The sequence below is a fragment of the Sphaerimonospora cavernae genome (genome assembly GCF_042435035.1).
GTDB classification, from domain to species: domain Bacteria; phylum Actinomycetota; class Actinomycetes; order Streptosporangiales; family Streptosporangiaceae; genus Sphaerimonospora; species Sphaerimonospora cavernae.
Window position 1 is genome coordinate 79,733 of the sequence record NZ_JBHMQT010000067.1, and the last position, 19,002, is coordinate 98,734.

Sequence of the window (19,002 nt, forward strand, 5' to 3'; positions counted from 1 at the left end):
CTGCCCCCGTGCTCTGCACCGGATCCGGCGCCGCCGGGGCGCTAGCCTGGTGCGATCGACGATGCTGTCGTGACTGGGGAGGTCGGCGGGATGGTTCTGGAGGGTACGGCTCGCGCGATGCTGCGCAGGCTGGCGGTCGAGCAGGCGCAGTCGCGGGTGCCCTCGCTGGTGGCGGCGGTGGTCCGGGGCGGGCAGATCGCCTGGTTCGGGGCCCGGGGGCGGGTCGGCGGGCAGCGGCCGGACCGGGACACGCAGTACCGGATCGGGTCGATCACCAAGACGATGGTGGCGGTCATGGTGATGCGACTGCGCGACGAGGGGCGGCTGGACCTGCTCGATCCGTTGGACAAGCACGTGCCGGGCACGCCCGTGGGTGAGGCGACGATCGCCCAGTTGCTGTCGCACACCAGCGGGCTGACGGCCGAGCCGCCCGGTCAGTGGTGGGAGCGCACGCCGGGGGTGGCGGCGGCCGAGATGATCGGGGCGATGGGGCCGGAGTCGGCCCGGCATCGCCCGGGGCGGCGCTACCACTACTCCAATGTGGGGTTCGGGCTGCTGGGCGAGCTGGTGGCGCGCAAGCGGTCGGCGCCGTGGGAGCAGGTCGTGTGCGAGGAGATCCTCCAGCCGCTCGGCATGCGCGACACCACCGCGCGCCCGCGATCCCCGCACGCGAGCGGGTACGCCGTGCACCCGTGGGCCGATGTGCTGCTGCCGGAGCCGGAAAACGACCACGGCGCGATGGCCCCGGCCGGGCAGATGTGGTCGCCGGCGGCCGACCTGGCGCGCTGGGCGGCCTTCATCTGCGGTGACACCGCGGAGGTGCTGCGTCCGGACACGCTCGCGGAGATGCGTGAGCCGGCCATCGTGGAGGACGGCGACTCCTGGAGCCGGGGGTACGGCCTGGGCTTCCAGCTCGCCCGGCACACCGGTCCGCGCGGCCCGCGGCGGCTGGCCGGCCACACCGGGTCGATGCCCGGTTTCCTGGCCACGGTGTGGGCCGATCCCGCCGACGGTGTCGGCGTGCTGTGGCTGGCCAATGCCACCTCGGGGATGCGCGGGCCGCTCGACACCGATCTGCTGGACATCCTCGCCGAGCACGAGCCGCCGCTGCCGGCCGAGTGGGTGCCCACCGAGGTCGACGACGACCTGCTGGCACTGACCGGGCCGTGGTATTGGGGGCCGACGCCGTACGTGCTGCGGGTGCTGCCGCGGCGGGGGTTGTCGCTCACGCCGGTCAGCGGCCAGGGCCGGGCGTCGCGGTTCGCCGCCCGGGACGACGGCACCTGGCTCGGGCTGGACGGCTACTACGCCGGCGAGACCCTGCGGGTGGTCCGCTCCGGCGACGGCGGCGTGCACCTGGACCTCAACACGTTCGTGTTCACCCGAGAGCCGTACGATCCGGGGGCCCCAGTGCCGGGCGGTGTGGACCCCCAGGGTTGGCGGTGAGGGCCCGGCGGTGAGCCGTCGAGATGAAGGTGTGTCGGTGGGGACGGCAGCGGCTGTGCTTGCGCCGCCCCGGGGTTCCCACCGTCATGTCCAGTAAACCCCCCCTTGTCTTTACTTGACCGGCGGCGTGGTATCTATTACCTTTTAGGCAGCTAAGGACGCATATGTCCGTTTCTTAGGTCAACTGCGTCCCATCTCTGACCGACGCGGCGTCCCCTCCGGGGATGCCGCCCGGCCGCCGAGTCCGCGTCCACGCGGAGCCGGGGACCCACCTCTCCTGGGGTGAATCGGTGCGCTGTGCCGTGCCGTAGGGCGACTTCCAGCCCGAACCCGTCAGCTAACCCGGTAGGCGGCATGGAAGCAAGGGAGTAGACCCCGCATGCACGCCCTCAAGTCCTGTGTTCGTGCTGCCCTCATCACCGGCGCCGCGACCACCGCCCTCGTGTCCGCCGTGGTCGCCGGGCCGCAGGCCGCGCTGGCCACCACTACCCACGCCGCCCCCGCTCACGCCACCGCGGTCACGGGCCACATCGCGCAGGCCGGCGGCCACGGCAACGCCGGGGGCAACCCCGACTCTCTGGCTCAGATCGCCCGCACGCTGCCCAAGGTCGGCCCGAAGGACGTGCTGAAGCTGGCCGCCGGCCAGGTGGGAATCACCGAGAACAGCGACGGCGGCGGGACCAAGTTCCACGACTGGTACATGTCCACTCCGCGCGCCCAGGAGACCCTGGCCCGTGACGGCGGCACCCTGGACGGCTACGCCAACGCCCCCTGGTGCGACATGTTCGTCTCCTGGGTGGGCGAGCAGCTCGGCATCACCCCCGTCATGGGGTCGGACGCCTACACCGTCGAGCACGCGACGTGGTTCGCCGAGCACGGCCGGTGGGGCCACACGCCCAAGCCCGGCGCCGTGGTCTTCTTCGACTGGAGCGGCGGCAGCGACATCGACGGCATCGACCACGTCGGCTTCGTCGTCCGCGACAACGGTGACGGCACCATCGAGACCATCGAGGGCAACACCGGTGACGGCGGCGCCGTCGAGGAGCGCACCCGCTCCACGGGCTACGTGACGGGGTACGGCTACCCGCTGTACACCGCGCCGTGACGCGGTCGCTTGACGCCGGCCCCTGACGCGTACCGAACCCCGCGCCAAACCCCGGCGCCGGCCGGACCCCGACCCGGAGCAGCGATCGCTGCTCCGGGTCGGGGTCCGGCCGTTCTCCGCCCTACCCGACGCGGTTCGCCCGGTCTGTCATGTTCTGTAATGCTGTGGCGGTAGGAATACCCACGTAGGGCCGCCGGAGTCCGCGGCACCAGGAAAAGGAAAAGGTCAGGAGGAGACGTGGATCTCACGCGGACGGGACTGCCGGGGATCGGGCTGCAGCATGTGCTCACCACCGAACGAGGCCGGCAGGTAGGAGTGATCTCACATCACACCGGCCGCCGCGACCTGGTGATCTACGATAAGGAAGACCCCGACACCTGTGTGGTCACGGTGCTGCTCACCGCCGATGAGGCCAGCACGCTGGCCGAGCTGCTGGGCACCGGCCGCGTCGTCGAGCGCCTCAACGAGCTGCATCGCCAGGTGGAAGGGCTGGTGACCGAGAAGATCCCCATATCGGCGGGGTCGCCGTACGACGGGCGAGCGCTCGGCGACAGCAGGGTACGGACCAGGACCGGGGCGTCGATCGTCGCCGTGGTGCGTGACGGCCAGGTGATCGCCAGCCCGCGTCCCGATCTCGTGTTCGCCCCGGGCGACGTCGTCGTCGTCGTGGGCACCGGGGAGGGAACCGCGGCGGTGGCCGACATCTTCCGCAACGGATGACGCCCGTGCATGGTGCCATCCAACTAATCGAACTCGGTGCGATCATTTTGGCCCTCGGCCTGCTCGGGGCCGTGGCTTTCCGATTCTCCATCTCGGCGATCCCGCTGTACCTGCTGGCCGGTCTGGCCTTCGGGATCGGCGGCATCCTCCCCCTGACCACCAGCGAGGAATTCGTCTCACTGGGCGCCGAGGTCGGCGTGATCCTGCTGCTGTTCACCCTGGGCCTGGAATACACGGCCGACGAACTGGTGGGAACGCTGCGCACCTCGGCCCCGGTGGGTCTGCTCGACCTGGTGCTGAACGCCGCCCCCGGCGTGATCACGGCGCTCGTGCTGGGATGGGGGCCGGTCGCGGCCGTCGCCCTCGGCGGCATCACCTACGTCACCTCCTCCGGCATCACCGCCAAAGTGGTCGGGGACCTGGGCTGGCTGGGCAACCGGGAGACCCCGGCGGTGCTGTCGGTGCTGGTGTTCGAGGACCTCGCCATGGCCGCCTACCTGCCGATCCTCACCACGCTGCTGGCCGGGGCCGGTCTGGCCGCCGGCGCGATGAGCCTCGCCGTCGCGGGCGGCACGATCACCGTCATCCTGTTCATCGCGCTACGGCACGGCACCCTGGTAGGGCGGTTCGCCTCCAGCCCCAACGAAGAGGTGCTCCTGCTGAAAGTGCTCGGGCTGACCCTGCTGGTCGCCGGAGTCGCCCAGCAGTTGCAGGTGTCGGCCGCCGTGGGGGCGTTCCTGGTCGGCATCGCCCTGTCCGGCCCCCTGGCCCACAACGCCAGGCGGGTGCTGGAGCCGCTGCGTGACCTGTTCGCCGCGGTGTTCTTCGTGTTCTTCGGCCTGCAGACCGACCCGCGCCAGTTGCCGCCGGTCCTCGGGATCGCCGCGCTGCTCGCCGTGATCGGGGTGGCGACCAAGGTCGCCACCGGATGGTGGGCGGCCCGCCGGGCCGGGGTCGGGCCGAGCGGCCGGCTGCGCGCCGGGGCCGCCCTCATCTCACGGGGAGAGTTCAACATCGTCATCGCGGGCCTGGCCGTCAGCGGCGGCATCGGCGGCAAGCTCGGGCCGCTGGCCGCCGCCTACGTGCTCATCCTCGCGGTCGCCGGGCCGCTGCTGGCCCGCGGCGCCGAGCCGCTGGCACGGTTGCTGCGCCGCCGCACCATCGGGACCACCCAGCCGGTCGCCTGTACGGTCGCGCACGACTCTGTGGAAGCCTCGAACGAGATCCCCTGACCGGTCTCGGTCCTTGTCGCGGGGAACGGAGCGGACCGCTTGCGGCCAGGTACGCGGCGCGGCACCGAGTGGTCAGCGGGGGTGAATCGTGACGGGAACCCCGTTGAATACGGCGTTTCCGGACAGGACGTCAACCACCGTCTCATCCGTCAAGGCGTTGGCGTTGACCCCGGCATGCTTGTTCGCGACCAGCTGCCGGCCCTTCCCGTGCCCCCAGCCGTGCGGCAGGCTCACCACACCCGGCATGACCGACTCGGCAGGCTCCACCGGCACGGTCAGCTCACCGGCCGCCGAGCGGATCACGGCCTGCTCGCCCAGGCCGAGCCGGGCCACGTCCGCGGGGTTGACGTGCAGCGTGCAGCTGTTGCTGCCCCCGACGAGCGGCCCCACGTTATGCAGCCAGCTGTTGTTGGAACGCAGCTGACGCCGTCCGATCAGCAGGAACTCGGCAGGTGGCTCGGCCGCGCGCTCGTGCAGCCGGGCGACGTCGTGCGCCAGTTCGGGCGGGGCCAGCTCCACACGGCCCGAAGCGGTGCACAGCAGCTCACCCAGCCGTGGCCGCAGGGCGCCGAGGTCGATCCCATGCGGCTCGGCCAGCAGGTCTGCCAGCGACAGGCCGTAGGGGCCGAGCTTGAGCATGGCGTCCAGCATGAGCTCGACCCCGCTGTCGCCCCGCAGGGCGGCCCGCAGCTCCGCCGCGTCCCTGCCTTCGACCGGCGAACCGGGCGTCTTCACGGCGTTGCCCAGCAGCTCCCCGAGGATCACCTCGTCGAGCATCGCCGGATCGGCGTCCGCGCCCTGCCCGGAGGCGATGAGGGTGAGCCGTGCCATGATCTCGCCCTCCGACGGGCGGCCGGGCTCGAGCGGCAGGATCTGCGGTGAGAACCTGGCGTAGTCGCGGACGGTGACGGTCAGCAGCAGGAAGTCGTAGTGCGGCATCTGCAGGATGTGCGGCGGCGGCAGGATGACATGGGCATGCCGAGTCGTCTCGTTCAGGTACGGATCCACACAGACCATGAACTCCAGGTCCTGGAAGGCGTGGTCGAGGCGGGGACCGTTCGGCGCCGACAGCACCGGGTTGCCCGCCACCATGACCAGTGCCCGGACCTGCCCCTCCCCTGGAGTCTCGATCTCGTCGGCCAGCGTGGCGACCGGCAGTTCGCCCATCACCTCCGGAAGACCCCTGACCCGGCTGTGCCAGCGGCCGGTGACGAACGGTTGGCGGGTGCGGCCGAGTTCGAGTGTCGCGGGCTTGGCGAACATGACGCCGCCGGGCCGGTCGAAGTTGCCCGTCAGCACGTTGATCACGTCGACCAGCCACTGCACGGCCGTGCCGAACTCGGCGGTGCAGGTGCCGACGCGGGTGTAGACGGCGGCGGCGGGTGCCGCGGCGAGCTCACGGGCGAGTCGGGCGATGTCCTGCGCAGGCACCCCGCAGATCCCGCTCACGCGCTCGGGAGGGAACTCGGCTGCCAAGAGCCGCAGCTCCTCCAGCCCGTTCACCTCCAGGTCGATCAAGGTGAGGTTCTCCGACAGCAGCGTATGGACGATGCCGAACAGCAGATAGGCGTCGGTGCCCGGCCTGACGAACAGGTGCTCGTCGGCCATGGCGGCTGTCCGGGTGCGGCGGGGGTCGACGACGACGAGTTTGCCGCCCCGCTGCCGCAGCGCCTTCAACCGGCCAGGGAAGTCGGGAGCGGCGCACAGCGAGCCATGGGACACCGCCGGGTTGGCGCCGAGCACCAGCAGGTAGTCGGTGCGGTCCAGGTCCGGCACCGAGATGGCCAGCGGGTCGCCGAGCATGAATCCGCAGGCGACGTGCTTGGGCATCTGGTCCACCGTGCTGGCGGAGAAGACGTTGCGAGTGCCGAGAGCCTGCGCGAGGGCCCCTCGATACAGGATGCCGCCCATGGTGTGGAATGTCGGATTACCGAAGAACGCGGCGACGGCTTGGCGGCCGTGCGTCTCGATGACGTCGTGCAGCCCTCGGGCGACCACCTGAAAGGCCTCATCCCAGGATGCCTCTCGCCACTGTGATCCCTCGCGGATCATCGGGGCCCGCAGGCGGTCGGGGTCCTCATCGAGCCGACCCAGGCTCGCCCCCTTCGGGCAGGTGTAACCCTTGGAGAAGGGGTCGTCCGGATCACCCTTCACCGACAGGACTCGTCCGGCGTCATTGAGGGTGAGCCGCAGACCGCAGACGGCATCGCAGATGGGGCAGGTCCGGTGTGCAGTTCTCATCGGCGCTCCTGAGGCGGGGACGCCTTTCATGATGAGACGGCCGGACGAGACCCCTCATCTTCCATCGTGCGGTCAATCGCGGCCGATGTCGGCGACGCCGGGGTTGACCTTCACCCTGGGTGAAGCCGCAGGATCGTCGGCGTCGGCCACGGGGGCCGAGACGAGGAGGAGCGGTGGGTGAGCTGTTGACGATCGGGGCGTTCGCCCGCGCCGCACGGCTGTCGCCGAAGGCGCTGCGGCTGTACGACGAACTCGGGTTGCTGCGGCCCGCGGCGGTGGACGGGGAGTCCGGATACCGGTACTACGATCCGGGACAGCTGGAGCAGGCCCGATTGATCGCCTGGTTGCGGCGGCTGGGGATGCCGCTGGCGCGCATTCGCAGGGTGTGCGACCTGCCGGCGCCCGCGGCGGCCGAGGAGGTCGCCGGCTACTGGGAGCGGGTGATGGCCGAGACGGCGGCCCGCGGGCGGATGGCCACCTTCCTCGTCGACTATCTGTCGGGAAGGGGCAGCGCCGTGGAAGACGCCGCGACCATGCTCGGGATCCGGTACGCCGCCAGGTCGGAGTCAGGACTGGTACGCACGAGCAACGAGGACACCGCCTACGCCGGCAGCCGGTTGCTGGCGGTGGCGGACGGGATGAGCGGCCGAGCCGGGGACCGCGCCAGCGTCGCGGCCGTCGACGCGCTCAAGCCGCTGGAAACGCTGGCGGTTCCGGCGGATGACCTGCTCGGCGCGCTCGCCGACGCGGTCGCCGAGGCCGATCGGGCAATCCAAGACATCGCCGCGTCGGCGCCGTCGGGTGAGGCGGTCACCACGTTGACCGCCCTGCTGTGGTCGGGGTCCCGCCTGGCGCTGGTCCACATCGGCGACAGCCGGGCCTATCTGATGCGCGACGGGGGGCTGTTCCAGATCACCCATGACCACACCTACGTGCAGTCGCTGGTCGACGAGGGCCGGTTGACTCCGGAGGAGGCGGCCTCGCATCCTCGGCGGTCGCTGCTGGTGCGGGCACTGACCGGTACGGGCGCGGCCCAGCCCGACCTGTCGCTGCATGAGGCCGTGGACGGGGACCGATACCTGCTGTGCTCCGACGGGCTGTCGGCCGTCGTGCCGGCCGGGTCGCTGCGCGAGGCGCTGGCCGGTACGGGCGGTCCTCAAGAGGTGCTCAACGAACTGGTCGAGCGGGCGTACGCCGCCGGCGCCCCCGACAACGTCGCATGTGTGGTCGCCGACGTGGAGCGGCTGGACACCTCGTCCACGGACGGCGCCGGTCATAACGGCGGCGGCCCGCGATGAGCACCTCAACGGTGAACGTGCCGGCTATCAATGGGCCGGCGGCCCGGAAGATCGGCGCCTGGACGGTCGACCGCCGCCCGCTGGCCGTCCCGGCCTACCGGCGGTTGTGGTCGGCCTCGGCCGTGTGCGCGGTGGGCGGTTCGTTCAGCGTGGTCGCGGTGCCGACGCAGCTGTTCACGGTGACCGGTTCGTCGGCCGCCGTGGGCGCCGCCGCGGCGGTGTCGCTGGTCGCGCTGGTCGCGGCGGCGCTGTGGACCGGGGCTCTCGCCGACAGCATGGACCGGCGAAAGGTGCTGCTGGCCGCGCACTGCGGCCTGGCCCTGACGTACACCGTGCTGTGGGCCCAGGCCGCCCTGGGCGGCCGATCGCTTCCGCTCCTCCTGGCGGCGGTGGCCTGCCAGGGGCTGACGTTCGGCGCGGTCATGACGACGATGGGCACAGTCATGCCCCGCCTGGTCCCGGTCGAACTGCTGCCGGCGGCCAACAGCCTCGGCTCGCTGGTCCGCTACACCGGCTCGATCCTGGGACCGGTGCTGGCCGGGGCCCTGATCCCGGTCGCCGGGCTCGGCACGCTGTACCTGTTCGACGCCGTCGCGCTGCTGGCCGTCGCGAAGCTGCCTCCGCTGCCACCCCGCGCTACGGCTGCGCAGGACGGTCCGCCCCGCACCACGGCCGGGCAGATCCTGGCGGGTTTCCGCTATCTCGCGGCCAGCCGGCTGCTGATGGCGGTGCTGGGGGTGGACCTCGCCGCGATGGTCTTCGGCATGCCGGCTGCGCTGTTCCCGGAACTGGCCCGGCACGCCTTCGGCGGTCAGTCGGGCGGCGGCATGGAACTGGGAATGCTTTACGCCGCCTACCCGGCCGGGGTCCTGCTGGCCGGGCTGCTGTCGGGCACGTTCACCCGGGCCCGGCGCCAGGGCGCCCTCATGGCGGCGGCCGCCGTCACGTGGGGTTTCACCGTCGTGGCCCTCGGGCTGGCCGCGCGGCTGGAGATCGCCCTGATGGCACTCGCCTGCGGCGGCGCGGTGAACTTCGTGCTGAGCACCTTCCGCAACGCCATCTCCCAGGCGCACACCGACGACGCCATGCGCGGCCGGGTCCAGGGGCCGCTCACCGTCGTGCTGGTCGGGGGCCCGCAGATCGCCAATCTGCTGCACGGGACAGCCGGGGCGGCGTACGGGCCGCACGTCGTGATCTGCGTGGGCGGGGCGCTCACCGCGGTGACCGTGGCGGCGATCGCCTGGGCGACACCCCAGCTGCGCCACTACGTCCCCCGGTCTCCCGGCCGCTGACCTTGCGATGGCATGCCTCGGCCGCGTGTCTCTCTCGGCGGCTAGGATCGGGCCGTGCCCTTGTCCGCGGACGATGTCGATCGGTTCGAGGCCCTCAGGCCGCGCCTGGAGGCCATCGCCTACCGCGTCCTCGGCTCAGCTGGGGAGGCCGAGGACGCCGTGCAGGAGACGTTCCTGCGCTGGCAGGCCGCCGACGTCGACCGCATCGAGGTCCCCGAGGCCTGGCTGACCAAGGTCCTCACCCACCTGTGTCTCAACCAGCTCACCTCCGCGCGGGTGCGCCGTGAGACCTATGTGGGCCAGTGGCTGCCCGAGCCGCTGCTCGCCGGGGACCCGATGCTCGGCCCGGCCGACACCGCCGAGCAGCGCGAATCGGTCTCGTACGCGGTGCTCACCCTCATGGAGCGCCTGTCCCCCAAAGAGCGGGCGGTGTACGTGCTGCGGGAGGCCTTCGGCTACCCGCACCGGGAGATCGCCGAGATCCTCGCCATCACCGAGGCGGCCAGCCAGCAGATCTTCCACCGCGCCAAGAAGCACGTCGCGGATGGCAGGGTCCGCACCGAGATCGACGAGGCCGCCGCCCGGCGGATCGTCGAGGAGTTCCTGGCGGCCGCCACCACCGGCCGGACCGAGCCGCTTGTGCGTCTGCTCACCGAGGACGCCATCTCGATCGGCGACGGCGGCGGGAAGGTCCCGGCCCGCGCCAAGGTGCTCGAGGGCGCCGTCGCGGTCGCGAAGTTCCTGCGGGGCCTGCTCAAACCCGCCGAGGTCAAGCGTGCCCTGGTCGGCGGCGCGCCCGAGGTCTACGCCTGGACCGCCAACGGCGACCCCGCCGTGGTGGCCGTCGTCGACGGCCGGGTCGTCGGCGTCATGTGCCTGGAAGTCACCGCAGAGGGCGTCGCCGGGCTCCGCCACCAGGTCAACCCCGACAAGCTCGAGCGCGCGACCGCGCGGTGGGCGGTCGCCGATCACGGGGAGCCGCTGTTCCACGCCTTCTGATCGCTGTGTGAGGCGCTTCACATCGCGTTCCTGTCAGGAAACGGCGGGCCGCCCGGTTCAAGTGGCGAACCCGCGCGAGACAGGAGCAGGAAATGCGGCACCGTATCATCGTCCTCGGAGCCGGATACACCGGAGCCTTCGCCGCCGGCCGCCTCGCCAGGCGGCTCCGCCGCGAGGACGTCGCCATCACCCTCGTCAACGCCGAGCCCGACTTCGTCGAACGCGTCCGCATGCACCAGCTGGCGTCAGGGCAGGACCTCAGGCCCCGGCCGCTCAGTGAGATGTTCGCGGGCACCGGCGTCGAACTCAGGCTCGCGAAGGTCACCGGCGTCGACGTCGACCGCAAGACCGTCGCCGTCGCGAACGGCACCGTCGCGAACGGCGCAGAAGAACTCGGCTACGACACGCTCGTCTACGCCCTCGGCAGCGGCTGGAACGCCCAAGGCGTCCCGGGGGCCGCCGAACACGCCTATGAGATCGCCGGCCGCCCCGGAGCGCTTCGGCTGCGCGAGCGCCTGGCCCGCCTCGACGCCGGGCAGACCGTGGTCGTCGTCGGCGGCGGCCTCACCGGCGTGGAGGCCGCGACCGAGATCGCCGAGGCCCGCCTGGACCTCGGCGTCGCCCTCGCCGCCCGCGGCGGCCTCGGCGACTGGCTCTCGCCCAAGGGCCGCGAGCACCTGCGGAAGGTCTTCGGCAGGCTCGGGATCACCGTGCACGAGCACACCGCCGTCACCGGCGTCGAAGCCGGCCGCGTCGCCACCGCCGACGGCGGGGCCATCCCGGCCGCGGTCACCGTGTGGACCACCGGCTTCGCGGTCCACCCGATCGCGAAGGCGACCACCCTGGAGGTCACCGGCACCGGCCAGATCGTGGTCGACGGGACCATGCGCTCGGTCTCGCACCCGGACGTGTACGCCGTCGGCGACGCGGCCCTGGCGATGGGCCCCGGGGACAAGCCGTTGCGGATGTCGTGCGCGTCGGGAACTCCGGCCGCCTGGCAGGCCGCCGACGCGATCGCGGCGCGCCTGACCGGCGGGAAGCTCCCGAACGCGCCGATCCGCTACTTCAACCAGTGCATCTCGCTGGGCCGCGAGGAAGGCCTGATCCAGTACGTCACCGCCGACGACCGTGCCGTGCGGGCGGTCCTGACCGGACGGATCGCCGCCATCTACAAGGAGGTGGTCTGCAAGGGCGCCGCCTGGGGCGTCGCCAATCCGACGTTCGGGCTGCCGACCCGGCGCCGCCGCGTCACATGGGAACGGGCCGCCGCGGCACTGGCATAACACCAGGGGCGAAGCGGGCGCCCTCCACGTGAGGGCGCGCCGCATCCCCTCGGCTCGAGGACTACGCGACCGCTCGGGTACGGATGACACCTCCGTCCTGCGAAGAGAACGGCTTCTCGCTTTCCCCAGCGTTCCATCGCTGGCCTGCGAAGCCACTCCCTCGGGGCCGGATGCGTCTATGGGTCAGGTTTGCGCGAGGACCGCGTCATCCACGGCCCGGAAACCCAAGGTAGCTCTGAGAGCCGACACCATCTTGCGTTGAGTGGAATCACCGACGTCCGGTGCCGGCGCAAACCGAGCCAGCCCGCTGTGGCGTCCCTGGGCACTCGACAAATATCGAGATCATTCTCAGCGCCAACGGCTGTATCGATGTTTCTCAACCCCGGTCTCGTCCCCGCCGGGGTCAACGCGTTCGACGGCGGCGCCGCGAGCGGAAAGCCGCACCGTGGCGACGTCTCTTCACGTGTCGGGTGATGCGGTCGACATCGGGCACGATCGTAGTTGTCCGCGTACGTATGGCGACCCCGTTCAGGACCCGAGGATGCAGCAGTGACCGCACGTGAGCAAGGACAGACAGTGACGCCGGTGGACACGGCGGAGGTGGGAAAGGGCGGCGCCGGCCGCCGGGATAACGGCGGCGGGACTTGGCGCGCACGCATCCGCCGGGCGATACGCGCCGCCTCCCGGCCGGGCCCCTGGAAACGGGGTCTGCTGCTCGCGGTGCTGGCACTGCTGGTCGGCCTGCTCATGCTGCTGCATGCGAAGATCCCGAACCGGATCGGGAACCTCGGCAGCCTGGTGGAGACCTTCCTTCCGTGGTTCGGCCTGTTCATCCCGGTGCTGTCGGCCGGGGCGCTGCGGCGCCGCTCCGCCTCCGCGGTGGTCGCGCTGCTGTTGCCGGTCATGGTGTGGCTGAACCTCTTCGGCGGGCTGCTCGGCGACAAATCCCGCCCGGGCGGTGACCTCATGGTGATCAGCCACAATGTCGACACCGGTCATCCCGACCCGGTCGCCGTCGCCCGTGACCTGGCCGGCTCAGGGGCGGACATGCTGGCCCTGGTGGAGCTGTCCGCGCAGACCCTGGGCACATTCGAGAAGGGGCTGGCGGAGGCGTACCCGTACCACACGGTGCAGGGCACGGTCGGGCTGTGGAGCAGGCTGCCGCTGTCGGACACCCGGCAGGTCGACCTCAAGATGGACTACGGGCCGTTGTCGGACACCCAGTCGGCCGCGATGAGGATGACCTACAACCGGGCCCTGCGCACCACGGTGGCCACGGACCAGGGTCCGCTGGCGGTGTATGTGGCCCACCTGGGATCCGTGCGGGTGAATCCCCGGGCGGGCTTCTGGACGGCTCAGCGGAACAGAGGCGCACAGGCGCTCGCCGAGGCCATCGCCGCCGAGCAGAACGAGCGAGTGATGCTGCTCGGCGATCTGAACGGCACCATGGACGACCGCGCCTTCGCCGACCTCACCTCGCAGCTGCGCTCGGCCCAGGTCGTGGCCGGGGACGGCTTCGGCTTCAGCTGGCCGGCGAAGTTCCCGATGGTACGGATCGACCAGATCCTGGTCCGTGGCGTGGAGCCGCTGAGCTCGTGGGTGCTGCCCGCCACCGGCAGCGATCATCTGCCGGTGGCGGCCGAAATCAGCTGGTGAACACCCACGCGGATTCAGGCTGTGAGGGCAGCCACCGCTTCCCGGTAGATGACCTCCGGGTCCTCCGACAGCGATGCCTTCACCTGGCGGCTCCGTTCGTCGGCGAGCACCTCGGGCCGGTGCGCCTCGATGCCGTCGAGGGCCGCAGCGACGATCACTTCGGGGGCGCTCTTGTCGCCGTCGTACCAGGCCATCATGTCGGTGTCGGCAGCGCCCAGGTGCAGGCCGGTCACCAGGGTGCGCTGTCGGGCCAGCTCAAGGCGTACGTTGTTGGTGAGCGCCCACTCGGCGGCCTTCGCCGCGTGGTATGCGCCCGCACCGTCGTAGGCGAGCCACGAGATCGCGGACAGAACATTGAGGATCGCGCCGTCGGCCAGCTGGGGCGCGAAGGCACGGATCATGTTGAGGGTGCCGTAGAAGTGGGTGTCCATCTCGCGGCGAATCGTGTCCAGGTCTCCGGTGACCAGATTCGCCCCGGTCGAGATTCCCGCATTGTTGATGAGAATCTTGACGTCGGGTGCGGCCGCTGCGGCGGCGGCGACCGATGCCGGATCGGTGATGTCCAGGCGCAGCGGGACGACCCCCGGCACGTCGATGAGGTCGGGGCGGCGGGCGGTGGCGTACACCTTGCCGGCGCCGCGGTCGAGGAGGGACAGGACGAATTGCCGGCCCAGGCCCCGGTTGGCCCCGGTGACCAGCACATGTGCTCCGTTGATCTGCATGTGGCTACGCTAAAACCTGACGTTGACGTCAGAGGCAAGTCGTGTGACGGAGGTCACGGTGCGGATCGGGGAGTTGGCGGCGAGATCAGGGGTCAGCGTGCGGGCCCTGCGCTACTACGAGGAGCAGGGGCTGCTGGACGCCTACCGGAGCGGCTCCGGGCAGCGCCACTACCCCGAGTCGGCGGCCGAGCGGGTCCATCTGATCCAGATGCTGTACGCGGCCGGCCTGTCCAGCCGGACCATCGTCGACCTGCTGCCCTACGTCGAGGCCAAGGTCAGCACTCCGGCCTCGCGTACCCGCCTCGCCGCCGAGCGCGATCGCATCGATGCCCAGATCGCCGCGTTGACCCGTACCCGTGATCGTCTGGACACGGTCATCCAGATCTCCGGAAGCCCGGGCAGCGGCTGCGCGTGGGTCGAGGAGCAGGAGGCCGCCGCGGAGGCGGGTCGCTCCGCCACGCCGTGATCATCCCGGCCCGGCCACCTCGGCCAGGACGGCGCGCCGTGGACCGCCCTGGAGACAGGAGCGGCCGCCCGGCTGACCCCATGACCCCTCAGGTCGCCGGTGTGTCGGGGGTAGCCGCGCGGAGTTCGGCGGCCACCGCTCGTTCGCGAAGCTGGGCCGCCTCCGCCCTGGCCACGTCGAGCTGCGCCCGCAGGTCGGCCAGGCGGGCCCGCTCCAGCGCCAGCTCGGCCTGGAGCCGCTCCCGCTCGGCGACGGCCGTACGAGCCTGCTCGACGGCGCGATCCGCCTCATCCTGGGTTTCCTGCGCTCGTTCTCTGGCCTGCGCCGTCTCAGCCGCGGCGCGGGCCGTCTCGGCGATCGCCTGCTCCCGTGCTTCCTCGGCCGCCTGCGCGCGAGCCAGAGCCCGGTCGCGTTCGGCATGGGCCTGGCCGACCGCCCGATCGCGTTCGGCCTCGGCGCGGGTGACGGCGCGGTCGCGTTCGGCCTCGGCGGCCTGGGCGCGGGCGAGCGCGGCCGCACTGGCCTGCTCGGCCTCGCGGTGTGCGCGCCGGGCCAGTTCGGCCTCGTTCTTCGCCGCTGCGGCCTCGGCGGCGGCCCGTTCGTGCTCCTGCCGTTCCCGTACGGCGTCCGCCCGCGCCTGGCGTGCTTCCGAGACAGCCTGATCGACCCGTGCGGTCAGTTCCTTAACGGCCTGATCGCGCGCGGTCTCGGCCGCCTCGGCCCGCTGGCGGGCCTCAGCGGCCTCCTGCTGAGCCTTCCGTTCGGTGCTCGCCGCCTCGCGCAGGGCGGCCAGCGCCTGCTCGCGGGCGGTCTCCGCGTCGGTGAATGCGCTGTCGCGTTCGGCGTAGGCCTCTTCGGCCGCCTGCCGGGACTCCTGCGCCTCCCGCCGGGCGGCCTGCGCGGCCTCGCGCGCGAGCCGTACCTGCTCCAGCGCCTGCTCGCGCTCGGTGCGGGCGATGGCGACGCGGGTGTGCGCCTCGGCCTGGACCGCGCTCAGCTTCGCCTCGACTCCCGCCGGGCTCAGCTCGTCGGCGAGCACCTGGGCGAGCGGCTCGATGGCCGCCGCCAGGCCCTTTTCCATGCGTTCGTACAGGTCTTCGACCCGGGCGAGCGCTCCCTCAAGGCCGGGTGCGGCCCGGCGCATCTCCCTTTCCCGCTTCGCCGCCGCCTGGCAGGCCCCCTGCGGGCAGTACTCCCTGGGCCTGCCCCGCCGCACCTGCTGTTCTATCGCCGCGCCGCAATGTCTGCAGGCCCGCGTCGTCGTGGTCGCAGGGGCCGGGAGGCTCTCAGGGGCGCCAATCTCCGGGGGATTCGTCACACGCGACAGCCTATCAATTTCCGTATTTCTGGAAATGGAAAATCGAAAACATGAATCTGTTGCGTGGCCAGGTGAGCCGGATAGCTTGTGAGACGGGTAATTCCCGCAAGCTATCGAGCGGGCGAAGACCCGGCCGACCTCAGGGGCTGAGGTTGACGGTGGGGAGGGCCTCGACCGCGGGTCCGTTCAGGATGTTTCCGTCGATGTCGAATCGGGAGCCGTGGCAGGCGCAGTCCCAGCTGGTCTCCGCCGCGTTCCAGCACAGCCGGCAGCCCAGGTGGGTGCAGGCCAGCCTGACCGCGTGGAGCCCGCCTGCCTCGTCGCGGTAGGCGCCGACGGTGTCGCCGTCGACATCGATCACGCCGTCATGGCCCGGGGCCAGATCACGCCCATGGTGGGAACGGAGCCGGTCCAGGTCCGCGCCGACCTTGAGGTTGTCCTTGATCAGTTGACCCACGGCCTTCGCATCGCCGATGCGGGTCGCGTCGAACACCGGCAGCCAGGGACTGTCATGGCCCGCGATCAGGTCGCCCAGTATAAGTGCGGCGGCGCCGCCGCTGCTCAACCCCCATTTCTTGAACCCCGTCGCCACCAAGATCCTGTCGTTCATCGGCGAACGGCCGATGTAGGGCACGTGATCGGCGGTGGTGTAGTCCTGGCTTGACCAGCGGTAATCCACCGAATCCACGTCGAAGGTGGACCTGGTCCACTGCTCCAGGTCCTCCCCCATCGCTTGCGTGTCCTGTTCTGTGCCGGTGTCGTGGCCGTTGCCCACGACGATCAGCCCGTTGGGTCCGGGATCGAGCCACGGCCGCGTGGACCTGGTGGGAGAGTCGACCGAGATCGTCATCTCCTGCGGTGCCGGACCGCGGAGCCGGGCCGCCAGCCCGAAGGAGCGGGTGGGTCTGGTCTTGGCGAAGTACCCTCCGATCGTGCCGATCGGCAGCAACGTCGCCATCACCACATGGTTCGCGCGCACCGTTGCGGCCGCGGTGCGCACCCGCGCGGTGCCATCCCGGTGTTCCTCCACGTCCAGCACGCGGGTGTGCTCGAATACCGCCACACCGGCTGCCGACAACGCGGCGGCCAGACCGGCGACGTAGCGACCCGCGTGGAAGTGCAGCTGGTTGCCGAACCGCACCGCCGCCTCGACCTCGAAAGGCAGATCGACCGACTCCACCAGCGACGCGGGCAGGCCGAGACGCCCGGCTGCCGCCGCTTCCTCCTCCACCGTTCGACGCCGGCCCGGATCGCGGGTGTAGGCGAGGGCGGGCGCGCGGGTGAGATCGCAGTCGATGCCGTACTCACCGGTCAGCGTGGCGACCAGTTCCACGCCGGCCTGGTTGGCCTCCGCATACATACGAGCGTGGTCTTCGCCGTGCCGGTCGATCATTTGCGCGTAGACCAGCCCATGCTGGGAGGTCACCTTCCCGGTGGTGCCCCCTGTCGTGCCCTCGCCCAAACGCCGGGCTTCCACCACCGCGACCGAACCGGCACCGGCCCGCCGCACCAGCAGCGCGGTGGTCAGCCCGACCAGCCCGCCTCCCACCACCACGACATCAACAGCCACGTCCTCCCGCAAACGAGGACACACCGGCCGGTCAGCGGTGGCCGTCCATACACTCTCGTTCCGCACCCCAAGTCCTCCTGACCACGCTGAGCGATAGACAGATGTGATCCCACCGGAATCGGCGCCCGCAGCGACGGTGAAGTCGGCGCCCCGACGTGGGCGCCGACATCAAGCCCGGCCAACTCGCCGGCCGGCCCGGCATGCCCAGTCATCAGATGCGGGACGCCGAAGATGGCGGCCGGACAGCGACTGTAACGAGAACACGACCAATATCGAATGCGTTGCAGGGCCCGAGCGCCTGTGCTGGATTTTCCAGGTGTTCTCTCTGGCCGACAGGTGTCCAGAGAGATGCCCGCTGTTCGCCGCCGCTACACAGCTGATCGGCCTGAGGTCCTTTACCTACTCCGCGCCGCCGGGCTGGCGGAGAGGTAAAGCGCCTGTGGTCCGGCACAGTGCCGTTGTCAGCCGCGGTTTCGGCCAAAGCCTGCAGGGTAGGCGTCGCCGCGAGGACGAGTTCCATCTGCCGGGTTCCGAACCTCGGCGGACGGCACCGCGCGGAGCAGACTCGCTCGCACCGCACCCGATGAGTTTGAGGCTCGTGTCGTCCATGGCCTGTCGGAGGAGCAAGGAGTACGCTCGTGATAGTTGACGATGGCAACCAGCGGTTGTCGGCACGGGCCGCGTGTCTGGGCGTCGCCGGCGGCCTTCGATCGTGGCCCCCGCTTGGGGCACTGGCGCTGAATTACCACGCGGACGCGAGCATGGGCGGGTGGAGAAGCTGGCCGGTGTTTCGCAGCGAAGTAGGGCGAAAGCTGCTGATCGGGGCGGGAGCGGCCGAATTCGTCGCCGACAAGCTTCCCTGGACCCAGTCCCGGCTCGCTCCGCGCATCCAGTGGTCGACGCTCGACACGGGGCTGTTCGGGCGCGTCGCCCTCGTCGCTCTCGCCGGGGCGGCACTCGGAAGCGAATACGGGGGGAAGTACTCCGTGGCCAAAGGAGCGTTCTTCGCCGCCCTTGGCGCGATCCTCGGCAACCTCGGCGGCTACTACTTCCGCGCGGTGGCAGACGAGGCAACCGGTCTGCCCGATCCGGCGGTCGCAGTCGTCGAGGACGCGGCCGCGGTCGCCCTGCTGAACGCCACAGTGCCGGTGGCCATGGCGGTGCGATAAACGCACCCCTCTCGTCGCCCGCTCATCCGGCTTCACCGCCAGTGCAGGCGAAGTCCTTCAACATCGGGATCGAACGGCCCAACGGCCGCCTGGTAGACCTGCTGCTGGAGGCCGGCCACCCGGTCGTCCCGGACGCCGAAGGAGTCCCCAAGCACTGGGCCGTGCACTTCCGCTGGGCCTGATGGACGCCGGTCAGGGCAATCTGGCCTCCACAACGCCGTCGACGACCCGCCCGTCCAGCACCTGCTGATCGGTGCTGGACGGGCCGTGCACGACCTTGCCGTCCTTCAGCTGGAAGGTGCTGCCGTGCCAGGGGCAGACGACGCAGGGCCGCCCGTCGACCTTGATCACCTTGCCCTGCCCGAGCGGCCCGCTCTGGTGGGCGCAGCGGTCCAGCATCACGGTGATGTCGCTGCCGTCGCGTTGAACTCCTCTCCAGCATGAATGCTGGAGATTCTTCCCGTCACCGAGGTGCGGGGGTTCGC

17 protein-coding genes and 1 riboswitch are annotated in these 19,002 nt (G+C 71.0%); of the genes, 12 read left to right on the forward strand and 5 right to left on the reverse strand.

Features of this window, described 5'->3' with window-relative positions; translation table 11 throughout:
• Positions 1-69: 69 nt before the first annotated feature.
• From ACFHYQ_RS28180 to ACFHYQ_RS28195, 4 genes are all read left to right on the forward strand, one after another.
• Positions 70-1,446 carry a serine hydrolase domain-containing protein gene (locus tag ACFHYQ_RS28180; protein ID WP_394304177.1) on the forward strand — a complete coding sequence of 459 codons (1,377 nt, stop codon included), beginning with the start codon at positions 70-72 and terminating at the stop codon, positions 1,444-1,446.
• A gap of 226 nt (positions 1,447-1,672) precedes the next feature.
• Positions 1,673-1,812, forward strand: a riboswitch (cyclic di-AMP (ydaO/yuaA leader).
• Between the two features lie 13 nt (positions 1,813-1,825).
• Positions 1,826-2,551, forward strand: coding sequence for a CHAP domain-containing protein (locus ACFHYQ_RS28185; RefSeq protein WP_394304178.1), 726 nt, complete (start codon positions 1,826-1,828; stop codon positions 2,549-2,551).
• 237 nt (positions 2,552-2,788) lie between these two features.
• Entirely contained in the window at positions 2,789-3,271 is a 483-nt protein-coding gene (locus ACFHYQ_RS28190) for a cation:proton antiporter regulatory subunit (RefSeq protein ID WP_394304179.1), read from the forward strand.
• Positions 3,268-4,503, forward strand: coding sequence for a cation:proton antiporter (locus tag ACFHYQ_RS28195; RefSeq protein ID WP_394304180.1), 1,236 nt, complete (start codon positions 3,268-3,270; stop codon positions 4,501-4,503). Before ACFHYQ_RS28190 ends, ACFHYQ_RS28195 begins: the two co-directional genes overlap by 4 nt.
• A 72-nt stretch (positions 4,504-4,575) precedes the next feature.
• Here ACFHYQ_RS28195 and ACFHYQ_RS28200 read toward each other — a convergent pair whose 3' ends face one another.
• Positions 4,576-6,744, reverse strand: a complete 2,169-nt coding sequence (locus ACFHYQ_RS28200) for a molybdopterin-dependent oxidoreductase (RefSeq protein ID WP_394304181.1) — start codon at positions 6,742-6,744, stop codon at positions 4,576-4,578.
• A gap of 173 nt (positions 6,745-6,917) precedes the next feature.
• Here ACFHYQ_RS28200 and ACFHYQ_RS28205 point away from each other — a divergent pair, with 173 nt between their 5' ends.
• From ACFHYQ_RS28205 to ACFHYQ_RS28225, 5 genes are all read left to right on the forward strand, one after another.
• Positions 6,918-8,042, forward strand: a complete 1,125-nt coding sequence (locus ACFHYQ_RS28205; RefSeq protein ID WP_394304182.1) for a MerR family transcriptional regulator — start codon at positions 6,918-6,920, stop codon at positions 8,040-8,042.
• Positions 8,039-9,334, forward strand: a complete 1,296-nt coding sequence (locus ACFHYQ_RS28210; protein ID WP_394304183.1) for an MFS transporter — start codon at positions 8,039-8,041, stop codon at positions 9,332-9,334. The genes ACFHYQ_RS28205 and ACFHYQ_RS28210 overlap by 4 nt, the downstream gene beginning before the upstream one ends.
• Before the next feature lie 54 nt (positions 9,335-9,388).
• Positions 9,389-10,333, forward strand: a complete 945-nt coding sequence (gene sigJ, locus ACFHYQ_RS28215) for an RNA polymerase sigma factor SigJ (protein ID WP_394304184.1) — start codon at positions 9,389-9,391, stop codon at positions 10,331-10,333.
• Positions 10,334-10,425: 92 nt separating this feature from the next.
• A complete protein-coding gene (locus ACFHYQ_RS28220; protein WP_394304185.1) occupies positions 10,426-11,616 on the forward strand; it encodes an NAD(P)/FAD-dependent oxidoreductase in 1,191 nt (396 codons plus the stop codon).
• A gap of 669 nt (positions 11,617-12,285) precedes the next feature.
• Positions 12,286-13,272 (forward strand): endonuclease/exonuclease/phosphatase family protein, encoded by a 987-nt coding sequence (locus ACFHYQ_RS28225; RefSeq protein ID WP_394304193.1) that lies wholly within the window; start codon positions 12,286-12,288, stop codon positions 13,270-13,272.
• 14 nt (positions 13,273-13,286) lie between these two features.
• Here ACFHYQ_RS28225 and ACFHYQ_RS28230 read toward each other — a convergent pair whose 3' ends face one another.
• The gene (locus tag ACFHYQ_RS28230) at positions 13,287-13,994 is read right to left on the reverse strand and encodes an SDR family oxidoreductase (RefSeq protein ID WP_394304186.1); all 708 of its coding nucleotides are present in this window, start codon (positions 13,992-13,994) and stop codon (positions 13,287-13,289) included.
• A gap of 58 nt (positions 13,995-14,052) precedes the next feature.
• Between ACFHYQ_RS28230 and ACFHYQ_RS28235 the strand changes: the two genes are divergently transcribed.
• Entirely contained in the window at positions 14,053-14,460 is a 408-nt protein-coding gene (locus ACFHYQ_RS28235; protein ID WP_394304194.1) for a MerR family transcriptional regulator, read from the forward strand.
• Between the two features lie 88 nt (positions 14,461-14,548).
• Here the strand turns inward: ACFHYQ_RS28235 and ACFHYQ_RS28240 are convergent, their stop codons facing one another.
• Together ACFHYQ_RS28240 and ACFHYQ_RS28245 are read right to left on the reverse strand one after the other, a co-directional pair.
• Positions 14,549-15,778, reverse strand: coding sequence for a coiled-coil domain-containing protein (locus tag ACFHYQ_RS28240; protein ID WP_394304187.1), 1,230 nt, complete (start codon positions 15,776-15,778; stop codon positions 14,549-14,551).
• A 139-nt stretch (positions 15,779-15,917) separates the two neighbouring features.
• Entirely contained in the window at positions 15,918-17,348 is a 1,431-nt protein-coding gene (locus ACFHYQ_RS28245) for an FAD-dependent oxidoreductase (RefSeq protein WP_394304188.1), read from the reverse strand.
• 638 nt (positions 17,349-17,986) lie between these two features.
• On the opposite strand from ACFHYQ_RS28245, the gene ACFHYQ_RS28250 reads away from it, so the two are divergent.
• Together ACFHYQ_RS28250 and ACFHYQ_RS28255 are read left to right on the forward strand one after the other, a co-directional pair.
• Positions 17,987-18,517 carry a hypothetical protein gene (locus ACFHYQ_RS28250; protein WP_394304189.1) on the forward strand — a complete coding sequence of 177 codons (531 nt, stop codon included), beginning with the start codon at positions 17,987-17,989 and terminating at the stop codon, positions 18,515-18,517.
• Between the two features lie 41 nt (positions 18,518-18,558).
• Positions 18,559-18,699, forward strand: coding sequence for a hypothetical protein (locus tag ACFHYQ_RS28255; RefSeq protein ID WP_394304190.1), 141 nt, complete (start codon positions 18,559-18,561; stop codon positions 18,697-18,699).
• Positions 18,700-18,709: 10 nt separating this feature from the next.
• Here the strand turns inward: ACFHYQ_RS28255 and ACFHYQ_RS28260 are convergent.
• On the reverse strand, positions 18,710-19,002 hold a 293-nt coding region (locus ACFHYQ_RS28260; RefSeq protein WP_394304191.1), incomplete at its 5' end, for a Rieske (2Fe-2S) protein.

Coding starts and splice junctions, on each gene's coding strand:
- ACFHYQ_RS28230 (WP_394304186.1), bottom strand. CDS start 13,994: ATGCAGATCAACGGAGCACATGTGCTGGTCACCGGGGCCAACCGGGGC.
- ACFHYQ_RS28195 (WP_394304180.1), top strand. CDS start 3,268: ATGACGCCCGTGCATGGTGCCATCCAACTAATCGAACTCGGTGCGATC.
- ACFHYQ_RS28200 (WP_394304181.1), bottom strand. CDS start 6,744: ATGAGAACTGCACACCGGACCTGCCCCATCTGCGATGCCGTCTGCGGT.
- ACFHYQ_RS28185 (WP_394304178.1), top strand. CDS start 1,826: ATGCACGCCCTCAAGTCCTGTGTTCGTGCTGCCCTCATCACCGGCGCC.
- ACFHYQ_RS28210 (WP_394304183.1), top strand. CDS start 8,039: ATGAGCACCTCAACGGTGAACGTGCCGGCTATCAATGGGCCGGCGGCC.
- ACFHYQ_RS28220 (WP_394304185.1), top strand. CDS start 10,426: ATGCGGCACCGTATCATCGTCCTCGGAGCCGGATACACCGGAGCCTTC.